The 15,126-nt window shown below is 74.4% G+C and carries 18 protein-coding genes; 12 read left to right on the top strand and 6 right to left on the bottom strand.

Going from position 1 to position 15,126, the window contains the following annotated elements; genetic code table 11:
• Window positions 1-2: 2 nt before the first annotated feature.
• Together KM842_RS13695 and KM842_RS15985 are read right to left on the bottom strand one after the other, a co-directional pair.
• A complete protein-coding gene (locus tag KM842_RS13695; protein ID WP_216259202.1) occupies window positions 3-530 on the bottom strand; it encodes a hypothetical protein in 528 nt (175 codons plus the stop codon).
• Window positions 531-642: 112 nt separating this feature from the next.
• Window positions 643-768 carry a hypothetical protein gene (locus KM842_RS15985; RefSeq protein ID WP_258366233.1) on the bottom strand — a complete coding sequence of 42 codons (126 nt, stop codon included), beginning with the start codon at window positions 766-768 and terminating at the stop codon, window positions 643-645.
• 193 nt (window positions 769-961) lie between these two features.
• On the opposite strand from KM842_RS15985, the gene KM842_RS13700 reads away from it, so the two are divergent.
• The 3 genes from KM842_RS13700 (at window position 962) to KM842_RS13710 (ending at window position 3,215) form a co-directional block, all read left to right on the top strand.
• Window positions 962-1,519 carry a MarR family winged helix-turn-helix transcriptional regulator gene (locus KM842_RS13700; RefSeq protein ID WP_216259204.1) on the top strand — a complete coding sequence of 186 codons (558 nt, stop codon included), beginning with the start codon at window positions 962-964 and terminating at the stop codon, window positions 1,517-1,519.
• Window positions 1,520-1,632: 113 nt separating this feature from the next.
• Window positions 1,633-2,127 (top strand): DUF4126 family protein, encoded by a 495-nt coding sequence (locus KM842_RS13705; protein ID WP_216259206.1) that lies wholly within the window; start codon window positions 1,633-1,635, stop codon window positions 2,125-2,127.
• A gap of 125 nt (window positions 2,128-2,252) precedes the next feature.
• Window positions 2,253-3,215: an SDR family NAD(P)-dependent oxidoreductase gene (locus KM842_RS13710; RefSeq protein WP_216259208.1), complete on the top strand. Its 963-nt coding sequence runs from the start codon at window positions 2,253-2,255 to the stop codon at window positions 3,213-3,215.
• 41 nt (window positions 3,216-3,256) lie between these two features.
• Here the strand turns inward: KM842_RS13710 and KM842_RS13715 are convergent, their stop codons facing one another.
• Both KM842_RS13715 and KM842_RS13720 read right to left on the bottom strand, forming a co-directional pair.
• A complete protein-coding gene (locus KM842_RS13715) occupies window positions 3,257-4,180 on the bottom strand; it encodes an SGNH/GDSL hydrolase family protein (RefSeq protein ID WP_216259210.1) in 924 nt (307 codons plus the stop codon).
• Window positions 4,181-4,357: 177 nt separating this feature from the next.
• Window positions 4,358-5,338, bottom strand: a complete 981-nt coding sequence (locus KM842_RS13720) for an aldo/keto reductase (protein WP_216259212.1) — start codon at window positions 5,336-5,338, stop codon at window positions 4,358-4,360.
• A 139-nt stretch (window positions 5,339-5,477) separates the two neighbouring features.
• Here KM842_RS13720 and KM842_RS13725 point away from each other — a divergent pair, with 139 nt between their 5' ends.
• From KM842_RS13725 to KM842_RS13745, 5 genes are all read left to right on the top strand, one after another.
• A complete protein-coding gene (locus KM842_RS13725) occupies window positions 5,478-6,464 on the top strand; it encodes an NAD-dependent epimerase/dehydratase family protein (protein ID WP_216259214.1) in 987 nt (328 codons plus the stop codon).
• A gap of 93 nt (window positions 6,465-6,557) precedes the next feature.
• Window positions 6,558-6,953, top strand: a complete 396-nt coding sequence (locus KM842_RS13730; RefSeq protein ID WP_216259215.1) for a lactococcin 972 family bacteriocin — start codon at window positions 6,558-6,560, stop codon at window positions 6,951-6,953.
• A 57-nt stretch (window positions 6,954-7,010) separates the two neighbouring features.
• Window positions 7,011-9,032 (top strand): bacteriocin-associated integral membrane family protein, encoded by a 2,022-nt coding sequence (locus tag KM842_RS13735; protein ID WP_216259216.1) that lies wholly within the window; start codon window positions 7,011-7,013, stop codon window positions 9,030-9,032.
• A complete protein-coding gene (locus KM842_RS13740; RefSeq protein WP_216259217.1) occupies window positions 9,029-9,814 on the top strand; it encodes an ABC transporter ATP-binding protein in 786 nt (261 codons plus the stop codon). Before KM842_RS13735 ends, KM842_RS13740 begins: the two co-directional genes overlap by 4 nt.
• On the top strand, window positions 9,811-10,878 hold the full coding sequence (locus tag KM842_RS13745; protein WP_216259218.1) for an SDR family oxidoreductase: 1,068 nt from the start codon (window positions 9,811-9,813) through the stop codon (window positions 10,876-10,878). The genes KM842_RS13740 and KM842_RS13745 overlap by 4 nt, the downstream gene beginning before the upstream one ends.
• A 24-nt stretch (window positions 10,879-10,902) precedes the next feature.
• Here KM842_RS13745 and KM842_RS13750 read toward each other — a convergent pair whose 3' ends face one another.
• Both KM842_RS13750 and KM842_RS13755 read right to left on the bottom strand, forming a co-directional pair.
• Window positions 10,903-12,018, bottom strand: a complete 1,116-nt coding sequence (locus KM842_RS13750; RefSeq protein WP_216259219.1) for a PQQ-dependent sugar dehydrogenase — start codon at window positions 12,016-12,018, stop codon at window positions 10,903-10,905.
• A 134-nt stretch (window positions 12,019-12,152) separates the two neighbouring features.
• The gene (locus KM842_RS13755) at window positions 12,153-12,923 is read right to left on the bottom strand and encodes an SDR family NAD(P)-dependent oxidoreductase (protein WP_216259220.1); all 771 of its coding nucleotides are present in this window, start codon (window positions 12,921-12,923) and stop codon (window positions 12,153-12,155) included.
• A 55-nt stretch (window positions 12,924-12,978) separates the two neighbouring features.
• On the opposite strand from KM842_RS13755, the gene KM842_RS13760 reads away from it, so the two are divergent.
• From KM842_RS13760 to KM842_RS13775, 4 genes are all read left to right on the top strand, one after another.
• The gene (locus KM842_RS13760) at window positions 12,979-13,422 is read left to right on the top strand and encodes a MerR family transcriptional regulator (RefSeq protein ID WP_216259222.1); all 444 of its coding nucleotides are present in this window, start codon (window positions 12,979-12,981) and stop codon (window positions 13,420-13,422) included.
• Between the two features lie 35 nt (window positions 13,423-13,457).
• A complete protein-coding gene (locus tag KM842_RS13765; protein ID WP_216259224.1) occupies window positions 13,458-13,976 on the top strand; it encodes a hypothetical protein in 519 nt (172 codons plus the stop codon).
• Between the two features lie 51 nt (window positions 13,977-14,027).
• A complete protein-coding gene (locus tag KM842_RS13770) occupies window positions 14,028-14,693 on the top strand; it encodes an SDR family NAD(P)-dependent oxidoreductase (RefSeq protein WP_216259226.1) in 666 nt (221 codons plus the stop codon).
• 92 nt (window positions 14,694-14,785) lie between these two features.
• Window positions 14,786-15,070, top strand: coding sequence for a hypothetical protein (locus KM842_RS13775; RefSeq protein WP_216259230.1), 285 nt, complete (start codon window positions 14,786-14,788; stop codon window positions 15,068-15,070).
• Window positions 15,071-15,126 lie beyond the last annotated feature (56 nt).

Raw genomic sequence — 15,126 nt, forward strand, 5'->3', positions numbered from 1 at the left:
CGTCAGTCGCGGGCGACGACGCCCTGGCGCAGCATGTCCCGGGCGATGCGGGACCGCGGGATGACCCAGAGCGCGCTCCACAGCCCGAGGCCCGCCCACAGCCCGAGGAGCAGCAGGGTGATGACCGTGCCGTGCTGGTCGCGCATCGACCACGTCATCGCGGTCCAGAACACGCAGAGCACGATCTTTCCCCACCCGCCGACCTGCAGCTCGGCCTGCGCCTGCAGCCGGGGGACCCAGACCTCGGCCGGCACCTCGGCGGGCACGTGCCGGTCGGTCACCCAGCGCTCGACCATGACGACCTGCTCGTAGCCGCCCGCGGCACGCCACGACCGGAGGAGCAGCCACCCGGCGACCGCGGCACCGAGCAGGGCGGCCGGCAGCCCCACCGACACGAGCAGCTGCGGGGTCGCGGTCCGGAACGACGACGTGACGAGCATGGTGAGGACGAGGGCGAACGCCGCCCCGGCCAGGGCGGTGCCGAGCAGCCGCAGCCGCCCGGCTTCGTCGACCACACCGATCCCGTGCACGCTCCGACCGTACCCGCGGCCAGGGACAGGACGGTGGTCACGGGGGCAACGCACAGGAGGCCCGGTGCCGGTCCCGCGGACCGGCCCCGGGCCTCCTGTGCGTGCGACCGGATCAGTCTCCGGCGTTGATGAGTCCGAGCCAGCGGCCGAAGCCCGTCGGTTCGTCGTCCTGCAGGCGGAACTGCGGGTGCTGGGCCACGTCGGTGCGCTGGCCAGGGGTGCGGTCGTCGTCGATCACGGCGGACTCCTTTCGTCGAGGTGATCATCTGTACACGCGGCACGCTGCGCGCATTCCCGTTGGGCGCATCCCGTCGCGCGCATCCCGTGGGGTCGGGGGACAAGTCCGCGGAGGTGCTGGACCGGCGACCACGACGGGCTGGTACTCCTGGGACATCGGTCGCGCCACGCGGCCGAGGACGAGGTGGGACGCCATGGTCGACGTGAGGACCTACGACGAGTCCGGGTACTGGTACCCCGACCGCTCGACGACGACCGGCGTGCAGTTCCTCAACGCGATGCGTCGGTACCGGTCCGCCGAGGTCGCCATGCGGCAGCGCACCCGCGACACCATGCAGCTCGGCGCGACGGACATGGCTGCCGTCCGCTACCTGCTGCAGGCCCGCCAGCTCGGCACCGCGGTGAAGCCGACCGGTCTGGCCGCACACCTCGGCATCACGACGGCGTCGACCACGGCCCTGGTGAAGCGACTGATCGCCGCCGGACACGTGGAGCGCCGCGCCGACCCGAGCGACGGACGCGGGTTCCTGCTCGTCGCCACCGACACCGGTGACGACACCGTCCGCTCGCACCTGACCGCCGTGCACGCCCGGATGATCGCGGCCGCGGACCGGCTCGCACCGACGACCCTCACCGAGATGAGCGCCTTCTTCGAGGACATGATCGCCGCGATGGACGAGGCGGCCACCGGCGACCTCGTCCCCGACGACGCCCGGAGCGCCGGAGCCGAGGCGCTGCCCGCACACCACTGACCCCGGCGCGGTCGGGCACGACACCGGCACCGGGTCGACGGGCGCGGCCGAGGGCTGAGCCGCAGCCAGCCACGCTGAGTACCGTCGGCAGGGAAACGAAGGAGACCACCGTCATGTCGAAGAAGAGCCGGACCACCAGCACCCTCACTCGCGCCCTGCTGCTCGGGATCCTCAGCGGCGGCCGTTCCGCCACGCCGCTCGCCGTCCTCGGCCTGCACCAGGACGACAAGCACCTGGCGGGTGACTGGCAGAAGTGGAAGACCTTCGACTCGTCCCTCGGTCGCGCCGGCCTCGTCGCCGGTGCCGCGGGCGAGATCATCGGCGACAAGATGCCGAAGACCCCGAACCGCATCGCATTCCCGGCCCTGCTCGGCCGCATCGGTGCCGGGGCCTTCGTCGGCCTCGCGCTCGGTACCACCACCAAGTCCGGCAAGTCGGACCTCCGCATCGAGGGCGCCATCGTCGGCGCGATCGGTGCCCTCGTCGGCTCCTACGTCGCGTGGGCGGCCCGCAAGGCCGTCGGCACGGTCCTGCCGGACCCGGTCGTCGCCGTCGCCGAGGACGTCGCCGTCATCGCCGGGTCGCGCGCGGTGGTCCGCGCCGGCTGACGCCACCACCCGACGGACGGGAGGCCCGGTGCGCGACGTGCGCCGGGCCTCCCGTCCGTCGTCTGGTCAGCACCCGCGTGCCGCCGAGCCGGGATGTGCAACACCTGTCGCGTAGGCTTCGTGCCATGTCCCGGATCACGACCCCGTTCGACGCGACCACCACCGCCGCGGAGGTCCTGCGCGGCACCGACCTCGCGGGTGTGCGGGTGATCGTCACCGGCGGTGCGGCCGGCATCGGCGCCGCGACGTCGGCGGCCCTCGTCGGTGCCGGAGCGTCGGTCGTCCTCGCCGTCCGACGGCCGGAGCAGGGGGAACGCACGGCCGAGCGGCTGCGTGCGGACGTCCCCGGCGCCTCGGTCGAGGTCCGGCTGCTCGACCTCGCCGACCGCCGCTCGGTCCGGGCCTTCACCGCGGAGTGGGCGGGGCCGGTGGACGTCGTCATCGGCAACGCGGGTGTGATGGCGACCCCGGAACGCCGCACGGCGGAGGGCTGGGAGCTGCAGTTCGCCACGAACCACCTCGGTCACCACGGCCTGGTCACCGGCCTCCGGGGCGCCCTGCTCGCCGGGGCGGACCGGACCGGACGTGCCGCGCGCGTCGTGGTGCTGAGCTCCGCGGGCCACCACACCGCCGGGGTCGACCTGGACGACCTGATGTTCGAGCGCCGCCCGTACGACCCGTGGGTTTCCTACGGGCAGTCGAAGACCGCGAACGCACTCTTCACGGTCGAGGCCACCCGGCGCTGGGCGGCGGACGGGATCCTGGCGAACGCGGTGCACCCCGGTGGCATCCTCACCGACCTCTCCCGTCATCTGTCGCACGAGCAGGCACTCGCCATCGGCATCGTCCACGAGGACGGATCCCCGGCCGAGGGCTTCAAGACCCCGGAGCAGGGCGCCGCGACCTCGGTCCTCGTGGCTGCGTCACCGCTCGTCGAGGGCGTCGGCGGGCGGTACTTCGAGGACTGCGCCGAGGCGGTGCCGGCGACCGACGACCGTCCGCTCGTCGGCGTGCAGCCGTGGGCCCTCGACCCGGAGGTCGCTGCACGGTTGTGGGTGGCGAGCGACGCGCTGCTCGCCACGCCGTGAGCAGGACGCGCCGACGCTGACCCGACACGCGGTCGGACCCGTCAGGAGCCGGTGCCCGTCGCGTGCCCGGCGGCGACGATGGCCCGGCTGAACGCCCGCGCGATCGCGGTGTTCGCCGCCGTCGTCGGGTGGATCCCGTCGAGCGTCGTGCCCGGCGTCCAGGCGCCGTCCGCCGTCCGGTCGGCGGCGAACGGGTCGACGACCGTCCAGCCGTGGCGGCCGGCGTCGACGGCGAGGTCGCGGTTCAGCGCGGCGTTCCCGGATCGCCGGTCGACGCCCCACAGGCTCGTGGTGTGGTCGGACGGCGGTGTGTCGACGACGAGGACGTGCGGGGCGCCGACCCGGGCGACCAGGGCGTCGATCGCCGCCACCGTGCGGGCTGCCGGCACGGCCTGGTTGACGTCGTTCGTGCCGAGCTCGACGACCAGCACGTCCGCGCCCGGCACGGTCGGCATCAGTGCGGCGACCTGGTCGGCACGGTAGCCGCTGTGGGCGTACCCGTCGAGAGCGTGCACGGCGGGGTCGGTGGCGAGGTCGCGGAGCCACGAGCCCGGCCGTGCCGTGACGGAGTCGCCGGCGTACGCGAAGGTCACCGCGCCCGCCGTCGCCGGGCCGACCGGGCCGGTGAGCACCTGGTGCGGGGTGTGGTCGAGTTCCCACGTGCGTGCGGCGTCGACGCGGACGGTGCCCGCTGGGACCTCGCTCCCCGGGAGGCCGCTCGCCGGGACGCCGGTCGGTCGTCGCCCGTCGATCGGACGCACGCGGCCGTCGGTGACGCGCACGTGCCCGCCGGTCGCGCTCCCGAGCCGGGCGGCGGGGACGACGTCGGGCCCGCGGCCGAGGCCGTCCACCACGGCCGATCCGACCCGCACCGCGGCGACGGCCACCCCGTGCCCGGCCGTCGTGGCGACACCCGGGACCAGCGCGACCGCACCGAGGACGGCGGCGGTTGCGGCCAGACCCACGGCGCACAGCACGTGTCGACGAGGACCCCGACGGGAGCGGGGGACGTCGGTCGGACGCGGGACACCTGGTTGCACGGCATCACCGTAGGACCGACCGGCCTGCTCAGGCCGGGGACGGGATGGGAAGTGGTCGCGCTTCCTGAGGCCCTTCCGAGCGGGCCCCAGGATCGCGACCGTTCACCAGCGCTCGTGCACGGTCGCGCGGAACCAGCGGTCGTAGAGGTCCCGCACGGTGTCCTCGAGCCCGTCGGGCAGCGCGAGGGACCCGGCGGCCGCGTTCGACCGGGCCTGCTCGGCGTTGCGGGCTCCGGGGATCGCCGTGGTGACGCCCTCCTGTGCGACGACCCACGCGAGCGCGGCCTGCGGGACGCTGACGCCCTCGGGCAGGGCCGCGGCGAACTCCTGCGCGGCACGGACCCCGTCGTCGAACGGGACGCCGCTGAAGGTCTCGCCCTGGTCGAACGCCTCGCCGTTCCGGTTGTAGGTGCGGTGGTCCTCCGGCGCGAAGGTCGTGTCCGTCGTGTACTTGCCGGAGAGCAGCCCCGAGGCGAGCGGGACGCGCGCGAGGATCGCGACCCCCGCCTCCCGGGCGGCGGGCAGGACCGCGTCGAGCGGCTTGAGGCGGAACGCGTTGAGGATGATCTGGACGCTCGCGACACCGGGGCGGGCGATCGCGGTGAGCGCCTGGTCGGCGGTCTCGACCGAGACGCCGTAGGCGGCGATCGAACCGTCGGCGACCAGCGCGTCGAGGGCGTCGTACACGGCGTCGTCGTCGAACACCGCGGTCGGCGGGCAGTGCAGCTGGACGAGGTCCAGGGTGTCCTGCGCCAGGTTCTCGCGCGAACGGTCCACCCACTCGCGGAAGTTCGCGGCGACGTAGTTCGACGGCACCTGGTCGACCCGCCGGCCCATCTTCGTCGCGACGGTGACGCCCGCCTCCGGGTGCGCCGCGGCCCAGCGCCCGATGAGCTGCTCGCTGCGGCCGTCGCCGTAGACGTCGGCGGTGTCGAAGATGGTGATGTCGGCCTCGGCCGCGGCGTCCATCACGGCGAAGGCGTCCTCGGCCGCGACGGGACCCCAGTCGCCGCCGAACTGCCAGGTGCCGAGACCGATGGAGGAGACTTCGCGGCCGGTACGGCCCAGGGTGCGTCGCTGCATGGGATCGACGGTAGCCCCTGGTCGCCGAGGGGCGGGTCCGCTCGTCCGTTCCGCGAGGCGGCGGACGGAGTGCCCGGGCCCCGAGACGCCGGGCGTCCGGGCCGCCAGCCGTCCGGGCCGCCGCGCGTACCGTGTCGGCATGACCAGCAAGCGCATCGTCGTCGTCGGCGCGACCGGACACATCGGCACCTTCCTCGTCCCGCGCCTGGTGCGCGCCGGCCACCAGGTCGTGACCATCAGCCGCGGCACCCGCTCCGCCTACGTGGGCGCCCCCGAGTGGCAGCACGTCGAGCAGGTCACGGCGGACCGCGAGCAGGAGGACCGCGACGGCGTCTTCGGCGACCGCGTCGTGGCGCTGCGGCCGGGCGTCGTCGTCGACCTCGTCTGCTTCACCCTCGCGTCCGCCGAGGCCCTGGTCGCCGCGCTCCGCGGCACCGACGCGCACCTCGTGCACTGCGGGTCGGTCTGGCGCGCCGGTCCGAGTGCCGTGCTGCCGGTGACCGAGGAGAACGCGACCCCGCCGGTCGGCGAGTACGGCACCCAGAAGGACGCCATCGCCCGGTTCCTCAAAGAGGGTACCGCCCGAGGCGGTGTCGTCACGACCTCGCTGCACCCCGGTCACGTCAGCGGTCCCGGGTGGGCGCCCATCGGCCCGGTCGGCAACCTCGACCCGTCCGTCTGGCACACGCTGTCGGCGGGCGAGCCCCTGCTCGTCCCCGGGCTCGGCGCCGAGTCCATGCACCACGTGCACGCCGACGACGTCGCGCAGGCCTTCGAGCTCGCCGTCGCACACCGCGACGCGGCCGCCGGCGAGGACTTCTCCGTCGTCGCGCCGACCGCCCTGACCGCGCGCGGGTACGCGGCGCTCGCCGCGTCGTGGTTCGGCCAGGAGGCGCGGCTCGAGTCCGTCTCGTGGGACCGGTTCCGGCAGGTGGTCCCGACGGAGCACGCCGAGGCGAGCTGGGAGCACCTGTCGCGGAGCCACGTGTTCAGCATCGAGAAGGCACGCCGCCTGCTCGGCTACGCGCCGCGGTACACCGCGGAGGAGACGGTGCTCGACGCGGTGCGCTGGCTCGTGGACAACGACGAGGTCGAGGTGGCGCGGCCGCTCCTGCCCGCGACGTGATGCCGCCGGCATACGACATCTCCGATCCTTGGTGACCGGCCGACCGGGGTGACACCGTGGCTCCGCCTCACCCGAGGCACGAACAGGAGACACATGAAGCAGCAGCAGGTCGCACTCGTCATCGGTGCCGCGCTCGTCGCCGGACTCGTCGGCGGACCGGCGTCGGTGGCGCACGCATCCGCGTCCGAGGTCCTCGGCGCCGGTCCGGACGCCGGGGGCGTCGTCATCGCCGACCACGGCGCCGGGTCGTCCGGAACATCGACCGGACCGGTGACGCGGCGGGACGACGGCGGTGGTGGGAGCTTCTGGCAGTGGGGCGTCGGGAAGGACGACGCCTGGTCGAACTACTTCCGTGAGCGGCGCTGCCACGGTGCGACCGCCGTCGGTCTGAAGTCGAAGCGCGTCACGGGCGTGCGCGGCGGGAAGTACGCGTTGGCGACGACGCCGAAGGCCCGGAGCGGCAACAAGGCGTTCTACCACAACTGCTGATCGTCGAGCGGGCGCGCTCGACAGCGCGCCCGCCGTCGTCGTCGGAAGGAGGTCGTCGTGGCGATCCGGAGCGTGCGACTGGCGTACGTGGTGCCGCCCGTGCTGGCCGTCGTGCTCGCCTTCCTGGGGTGCCTCCAGCTGAGCCAGGGCGGGCTGGTGGGGGTGTCGTCCGTCGTGACGGTGTCCAGCGGCACGGGTGCCGTGTCGAACCGGGCGGTCGCGCGTGCGCTCGAGCAGGTCGCCCACGAGCACCACGCGACGATCGCCAAGACCGTGGCGGACCGGTCGGAGCCGACGAGCCGCCGGACCGCCCTCGTGACCGACGTTCCGGGGACCCCGGGAGCGACCTGGCTCCGTGACGGCTACGCGGACTTCGACCCCGGCACCACGACGACCGTCCGGCCGATGTCGACCCTCGACCGGTACGACCCGAGCGGTGCCTTCGAGGTCATCGGTGACGAGCAGGCCCGGCGGGCGACGGTCCGGGCACTGGTCGCCGCCGGGTTCGAGACCACGTCCGAGCGCATCCCGTTCCCGACGCGGATCGGGCTCACCGGGGGAGTGGCCGGCGCGACCCCGCTCGTCGGGGTGCTCGCGCTCGGCTGCGTGACGCTGTGCCTGGTCGGGACGGTGGGCGCACCCCGGCGGACGGCGGTCGGGCGGCTGCACGGTCAGACCACCCTGCAGCTCGTCGGCGCGGAGCTCGGTGAGGCACGCACCACGGTCGTCGTCGTCGCGGTCGGCAGCCCGGTGGTCGCCGCGGTCCTCTGGTGCCACGACCGGCTCGCCGCCTGGCCGACCTTCGCCACGGCGGCGGTGGTCGCCTGCGCCGCACTGCTCGTCCCGGTCCTCGCAGCCCACGCACTCGGTACCGTCGTCGCCTGCCGTCGTCCGGTCGCCGCCGCGCTCCGCGGCGCTCGTCCCCCGGGGACGCTGGTGCTCGTGGCACAGGCCGCCCGGGTGCCCGCGGTGCTGCTGCTCGTCGCCGCCGTGTCCGACCTCGGTGCCGCTGCCGCGGTCGCGGGGTCGGGTTCCACCGAGCGGGACCGGCGGGCGGCGGGCGACACCGTGCAGGTGTGGGTGACACCGGACCCTCGCCCTGGAGCGACCACGCAGCGCTACTGGGACCGCATCGGCGCGTTCACGGGGGCCGCGCTCGACCGGCACCAGGCGCTGCTGTCCGCCGCGGTCGAGGTCCCCACGGGGGTCGGTGCCGGGACGGTGCCGGCGGTGTTCGTCGACGCCGGGTACCTGCGACGGCAGGACCTCCGCACCGCGGGCGGGGACCGGATCACGACGGTGGGCGACGCCGTCACGGTCTGGACGCCCGCCGGCCTCGACCGTCGAGCGCTCGTCGAGGCCCTCACGGCGTGGGAGCTGCGGGGAGCGCCCGACCTCCGCCCGGACGACGTCGGTGGTGGTGTCCTCGGCCGGCAGCAGGTCTACACGTACCCGGGTGACGGGACCTCGGCACCGTGGCTGTCCGGGGCGGTGGTGGTCGTCGTCCCGGAGCCGTCGCGGGTCTTCTCGGCGGACCAGCTCGGCGCCTGGTTGTCCACCGGGGACGTGGTCTTCTCGTCCCGGGCCGCGGCCGACGCGGCGATCGCTTACTCCGGCCTGTCCGTCGAGTTCAGCGCCGTGGTGGCCGTCGGACAGGCCGCTGCCGAGCAGCAGCGCGGTGCGGTGACCACCCTCGGCGTCGGTGTCGTCACGACCCTCGCCGCGGTCGTCGTCGCGGTCGTGCTGGCCGCGCTCGCGGTCGTCGCACACCACCGGCGCCACGGGCGGCGGCTGTTCGTGGACGTCGCCGTCGGGCGGTCGTTCGTCCGGGCGAACGCCCTGCTCCTGGCGGTCGAGGCGGCCCTCGTCGTGGTCGCCACGGTCGTCGCACTGGACGACTGGTGGGACCGCCGCGCCGACGGGACGGGTGCGGTCTCGGCGCTCGACCCGGCAGCCCAGGTCGCGGGGCCGGCGGCGGTCGGTGCCGTGCTGGCCGTCCTGGTGGTGACCGGCGCAGCCCTGGTCGTGACGGTGCGCTCGTCCCGGGCCGTCGTGCGGACCCGCGGAGGGACGTCGTGACGGTCGTCGTCCGCGGAGCCGGCAAGCAGCGCGGGGGCCGGACGCTCTGGGACGGGGTGTCGTTCGACGTCGAACGGGGCCAGGTGCTCGCGCTGACCGGACCGAGCGGTGCCGGCAAGTCGACCCTCCTCGACTGCGTCGGTCACATCGAGCCGTTGGACGTCGGCACCGTGACCATCGCGGGCACCAGCGCCGGGCGGAGTCGTCGTCGTGCGCGACTCCTGCGCCGGGACCACCTCGGGTACCTGTTCCAGGACTTCGGCCTGGTCCCCGACCTGACCGTGCAGGCGAACGTCGACATCGCCCGGCCACGCGGCGGCGGGCGCAGCACACGCGGCCCGCGCACGGCGGCGGCGTTGGAACGGGTGGGTCTCGCCGGACGGGGCAGCGACCGCACGCACGACCTGAGCGGCGGCGAGCAGCAACGGGTCGCACTCGCCCGGCTCCTGGTGAAGCAGCCGGACGTGGTCCTGGCCGACGAGCCGACCAGCGCCCTCGACGAGGCGAACGCCGCGGTCGTGCTCGAGCTCCTCGACGAGTTCGCCGCCGGCGGTGCCGCGGTGGTCGTCGCGACCCACGCGCCCGCGGTGGTGGCGTGGGCGGACACGACGCTGCACCTCGACCGGAGCGGCGCGGGCCGACCCGTGGGAGGTGCGCCGCGCCTCCCGGCCGCGACCCGCCGACCACCGGACCCGGCACCGGCACCGGCACCGGCACCGGAATACGTCAGGCCGACAGGTGTTGTCGCTGGATCACCGTCACCACCGGAAGGACCCGCATGACCGCGACCCCGCACGCCCTCGTCGTCGGCGCCACCGGCATCGCCGGCTCGGCGATCGTCGACCACCTCGTCGCCGACAGCTGGGCCGTCACCGCCCTGTCACGACGGCCGGGAGCGACCCGTGCCGGGGTCACCTGGCGCTCCGCAGACCTGCGGTCCGCCGAGTCGCTCGCCACGGCGCTCGCCGACGTGCCCGCGACCCACGTCTTCTTCACGGCGTGGTCCCGCCAGGAGACCGAGGCCGAGAACATCGCGGTGAACGGCGGGATGGTGCGCGACCTCCTCGCCGCCGTCGCGACCGCACCCGTGCAGCACGTCGCCCTCATGACCGGGCTGAAGCACTACCTCGGTCCGTTCGAGGCGTACGGCCAGGGCACGATGCCGGACACCCCCTTCCACGAGGACGAGCCCCGCCTGGACGTCGCGAACTTCTACTACGCGCAGGAGGACGAGCTCTTCGCTGCTGCTGCGCGTCAGGGCTTCACCTGGTCGGTGCACCGCTCGCACACCGTCCTCGGGCACGCCGTCGGCAACGCGATGAACATGGGCCTGACGATCGCCGTCGCCGCCGCGATCAGCCGGCACACCGGGCGCCCGATGGTGTTCCCCGGCAGCGAGACGCAGTGGAACGGCCTGACGGACGTCACCGACGCCGACCTCCTCGCCGCGCAGATGGTGTGGGCGTCGACCGACCCGGCGGGAGCAGACGAGGCGTTCAACACCGCGAACGGCGACGTGTTCCGCTGGCGCTGGATGTGGCCGCGGATCGCCGCGCACCTCGGCGTCGAGGCCGAGGGGTTCGACACCGCACCACGGCCGTTCGAGCAGCAGATGGCCGATGCCGCCGCGGTCTGGGCGGAGATCGTCGCCGAGCACGGTCTCGTCGAGCCGGACCTCGAGCGGCTCGCGTCCTGGTGGCACACCGACGCCGACCTCGGACGCGACATCGAGGTCATGACCGACATGTCGAAGAGCCGCCTCGCCGGGTTCACCGAGCACCACCGCACGCTCGACTCGTTCACCCGTCTGTTCGACCGGTACCGGGCAGAGCGGCTCGTCCCCTGACGCGACGACGCGACGACGCGTCGGTCAGCCCGTGGTCAGCGGCACCTGCACGATGCGGTCGTCGCCCGCGCGCGGGTCCCCGCGGCCGTCGGTGTTGTTCGTGACGAACCAGAGCGTGTCGTCCGGGCCGGCGAGCACGGTGCGGATGCGGCCGTACTCCCCGGCGAAGTACTCGTGCGCCGTCCCCGGATCGTCGACCGGGACGCCACGGAGCACCCGGCCCTGCAGGTTCGCGATGAAGACCGTGTCACCGACGACGGCCAGGCCACTCGGGCTGGCGTCGTCGGTCGCCCACTGCTGCACGGGATCGACGAACCCGCGGTCCTCGCCGCCGGTCCCCTCGACCTCGGGCCAGCCGTAGTTGCCGCCGGGCTCGACGACGTTGAGCTCGTCGCGGGCGTCCTGGCCGAACTCGGACGCGAACATCGTGCCGTCGGCGCTCCACCCGAGTCCCTGCACGTTCCGGTGGCCGAGGCTCCACACCGGCGAGTCCGGGAACGGGTTGTCGTCGGGCACGTCGCCCTCCGGGGTCAGGCGGAGGATCTTGCCGGCGAGGGAGTCCTCGTCCTGCGCGTCCTCGCTGGCCCCCGCGTCGCCGACACTGGCGTAGAGCATGCCGTCCGGACCGAAGGCGATCCGGCCGCCGTCGTGGAAGGTGTTCGCCGGCAGCCCGTCGATGACCGTCGTGGCGTCGCCGAGGGCGTACGAGCCGGCCGACCCCTCGAGGTCGTAGCGCTCGATGCGGTTGCCGTCCGCGCCCGTCGAGTAGACGAACAGGTCGTCGTCGTGCAGCGCGAGCCCGAGCAGACCGCCCTCACCACCGTGCCGGACCCCGGCGACGGTGCCGACCGTGCGGGTCTCGCCGTCGGCCGACAGCTCCAGCACCTCCGCCGAGTCCCGCAGGCTGACGAGGGCGTCGGGGCCGTCACCGGTGCGCACGACGGACCAGGGAGCCTCCAGCCCGGTGGCCACGTCGGTGGCCGCGCCGTCCGGCGCGACCTGCCCCGCGGCCAGGTCGGCCGGGGCGGAGGCCCGTGGCGAGCCCGCCGGGCGGCCACCGTCCTCGCTCGTGCAGGCGGTGAGGGCCAGGGCGACGAGCGCGACGCCCGCGGCCGACCAGGTGCGACGGGTTCTCCCCATGGTGTGCCTCCGGGTGCGGTGTCCGTCGATCGGACCACGCGCAGGTGCGCAACCGCTGGACGGGCGGTGGGGACGCCATCCGCGACTGCGACCTCCTCCGCGTCCGCCCGCGGACACGACCACCCTGGTACCCGCTACCGGGTGAAGACCCGCAAGGCGAGCGCGGTGACGACGCGGGTCGGCAGCAACCGCAGCACGGCGGCGGCGACCGCGTTGCCCCGACCGTCGACGACGGACGGACCGGAGCCGTCGAGCGCGGTGAGGACGGTCGCGGCGACCTGCTCCGGACGTCGCCCCCAGCGTCCGACGGTCGCGTTCATCGGCGTGCGGGTCGGACCCGGGCTGACGGCGACGACCCGGACGCCGCTGTGCCGGGTCTCTGCCCACAGCGCCTGCGTGAAGGACAGGACGTACGCCTTCGAGGCCGCGTACGCCGCCAGGACCGGTGTCGGGGCGGACCCGCCCGTGCTCGCGATCACGACGACGGAGCCGTGCCCGCGCTCGACCATCCCGGTGGTCACCGCCGCCGTGAGCTCCGTGAGCGCTCCGACGTTGAGGTCGACCATGCGGCGGAGCACGGCGGGGTCGCCCTCGACGACGAGTCCCCGCGGGGCCAGAGCGGCGTTGCCGACCAGCAGCTCGACCTCGACGCCGTCGCCCTCGAGGCGTTCGAGCAGCCGGCCCACGGCTCCCTGCGCCGCCAGGTCGAGGGCGATGGTCGTGACGGTGACGCCGTACCGGCTGCGGATGCCCTCCGCCGTCTGCTCGAGGCGCGCCCCGTTCCGGGCGACGAGGACGAGGTGTGCTCCGGCCCGTGCGAGGGCGTCGGCGACGGCTGCGCCGATCCCGCTCGAGCCGCCGGTGACGAGGGCCGTCCGGTCACGCATCTGTGCTGCAGTGGTCATGCTCGTACGGTAGACATTGACGTCAGTGTCAAGGTCAAGCGGAGGGCTGGGCGGCGTGCGGATCGGCGAACTGAGCACGGCGACGGGTGTGAGCACGCGCGCGCTGCGGTACTACGAGCACGAGGGGCTGATCCGGAGCAGTCGACGGCCCAACGGGTACCGGGACTACGACCCGGACGCCGTGGAGACGGTCGCGCTCATCCAGGACCTCTTCGCGGCCGGGCTCTCGTCGGGGCTCCTCCGTGACGTCGTACCCTGCGTGGCGGGTGACGGGACCGGGCTGCCGCCGGCGGACCTCCTCGCCCGGGTCGAGCAGGTCCGGGACGACCTGCTCGAGAAGGAACGGCGCTTCCGCGCGAGGCGGGAGACGCTCGACGACTACCTGTCCGGCCGTCGACGGCCGGCTCGGATCGCGGCACTCGTCGACGGTGACGCCTGCTTGCCGGGCTCGGACGCGTCCCCCGGCGCCGCCCGCGAGGACGTGCCGGTCCGGTCGTGATCTGCACGCCCCGTCGGACGTGGGATGCTGCGGGCATGCAGACCACCGCCCGGCGAGGCCGCGCCGCCGTGATCGTCGGCGTTGTGGCCGGCGTGCTCGCCCTCACGTCCTGCACCGGCACCGAGGCGGCACGTCAGCGCTCCGCGCAGGCCTGGCTCCACGCGACCGCGGACCGCGTCGCCGATCCCGACGGCTGGGACAGCGGTGGCGGCCAACTCCTCAAGGACGGCGACGTCGCTGTGGGTGGGCTGCTCTCCGCGTCGACACCTGCGGGCGACTACGAGGTCCTCGCCGTCTGCCGCGATGCCGGTGAGGTCCGGGTCACGGTCCGTGTCGTCCCGCGGGGGACCGACCGTGGTGACGGCGTCGTCGCCGGGGCGGCGGACCTGACGTGTGGCAGGACCGTCCGCATCCCGGTCACCGTGCCCGCGCGGTCCGGCGTCTGGGTGCAGGCGCGGACGAGCGCCGACGACGAGTACGCCCTTTGGTTCAGCACGATCGCGACACCGGGGTGGACGCCGAGCGGACCGACGGACACGTCGGCTCGGCGCTGACCCGACGTCGCCCGGGACTCCTCGCGGGCGAGCACTGGTTCAGTGGGCTCCATGACCACCATCGCCATCGTCGGCGCCGGCAAGGGCCTCGGCCTCGCCGTCGCCGAGCGCTTCGCCCGCGAGGGCTTCGCCGTCGCCCTCGTCTCCCGCAACCAGGACCGCCTCGACGAGCTGGCCGCCTCGCTCCGTGAGCAGGGCCACCGGGCCGCCGGGTTCGCCGCGAACGTCCGCGACGGGAATTCGCTCCGCCGGGCGCTCGAGCAGGCGACCGAGCAGCTCGGCCCGATCGAGGTGCTGCAGTACAGCCCGCTGCCCGCGAAGGAGTACATGCGCCCGGTGCTCGAGACGACCGCCGAGGACCTCGTCGGCCCGATCGAGTTCTCGGTCTACGGCTCGGTGAACGCCGTCCGCCAGGTCCTGCCGGGCATGCGGGCGATCGGCCACGGCACGATCCTGTTCGTCAACGGTGGCAGCGCCGTCCGCCCGGGCGCCCGCGTCACCGGCACCTCGGTCGCCTTCGCCGGGGAGAGCGCCTACGCCCAGCTGCTGCACGACGCCGTCCGTGACGAGGACGTGCACGTCGGCCAGCTCATCATCCCGTTCGGCATCGACGACGGGCAGGACGACCACTCCGGCGCCTCGATCGCCGAGCGCCTCTGGTCGATCCACACCGAGCGCGGCGACTTCCGCACCTACGCCGAGCCGCTCCCCGAGTGACCCGTCGGACGGGAGGCGCGGTGCCGGACCGCCCCACGTCTCCCGTCCGCGACCGGTGGCCCTCCGGGCACCCGCGGGCTACCGTGGTGCCCATGCGACGCAGGGACCGCACGACGGGCGACACCGCGCTGACGGTCGACGAGGCCACCGCCATCGCCGAGCACGCCGAGCACGGTCGCCTGGACACGGAGGACCCCGAGGTCCGCCGCCTGGTCGGCGAGGCGAACCGCGTGCTCGTGCGCGCCGGCGTGTGGGGCGTCGCGGAGAGCCCGCGGCAGCGGCGTCGGCGCCGGGTCCTCGCGATCGGTGCGTCGGTCCTCGTGGTCTCGTGGCTGGCGGGGTTGTTCCTGCCCCTGCTCATCAAGCTCACGGAGTGACGGCTCACCGAGTGACGGCTCGCCGACCGGCGCCGTGACGGACGGGAGGCCCGTGG

Source organism: Curtobacterium sp. L6-1 (assembly GCF_018885305.1).
In the GTDB taxonomy this organism is placed as follows: Bacteria; Actinomycetota; Actinomycetes; order Actinomycetales; family Microbacteriaceae; genus Curtobacterium; species Curtobacterium aetherium.

Bases quoted from the DNA above. Each gene is read 5' to 3' on its own strand.
- KM842_RS13700 (WP_216259204.1), top strand. From the start codon at position 962: ATGGTCGACGTGAGGACCTACGACGAGTCCGGGTACTGGTACCCCGAC.
- KM842_RS13705 (WP_216259206.1), top strand. From the start codon at position 1,633: ATGTCGAAGAAGAGCCGGACCACCAGCACCCTCACTCGCGCCCTGCTG.
- KM842_RS13710 (WP_216259208.1), top strand. From the start codon at position 2,253: ATGTCCCGGATCACGACCCCGTTCGACGCGACCACCACCGCCGCGGAG.
- KM842_RS13720 (WP_216259212.1), bottom strand. From the start codon at position 5,338: ATGCAGCGACGCACCCTGGGCCGTACCGGCCGCGAAGTCTCCTCCATC.
- KM842_RS13725 (WP_216259214.1), top strand. From the start codon at position 5,478: ATGACCAGCAAGCGCATCGTCGTCGTCGGCGCGACCGGACACATCGGC.
- KM842_RS13730 (WP_216259215.1), top strand. From the start codon at position 6,558: ATGAAGCAGCAGCAGGTCGCACTCGTCATCGGTGCCGCGCTCGTCGCC.
- KM842_RS13745 (WP_216259218.1), top strand. From the start codon at position 9,811: ATGACCGCGACCCCGCACGCCCTCGTCGTCGGCGCCACCGGCATCGCC.
- KM842_RS13750 (WP_216259219.1), bottom strand. From the start codon at position 12,018: ATGGGGAGAACCCGTCGCACCTGGTCGGCCGCGGGCGTCGCGCTCGTC.
- KM842_RS13755 (WP_216259220.1), bottom strand. From the start codon at position 12,923: ATGACCACTGCAGCACAGATGCGTGACCGGACGGCCCTCGTCACCGGC.
- KM842_RS13765 (WP_216259224.1), top strand. From the start codon at position 13,458: ATGCAGACCACCGCCCGGCGAGGCCGCGCCGCCGTGATCGTCGGCGTT.
- KM842_RS13770 (WP_216259226.1), top strand. From the start codon at position 14,028: ATGACCACCATCGCCATCGTCGGCGCCGGCAAGGGCCTCGGCCTCGCC.
- KM842_RS13775 (WP_216259230.1), top strand. From the start codon at position 14,786: ATGCGACGCAGGGACCGCACGACGGGCGACACCGCGCTGACGGTCGAC.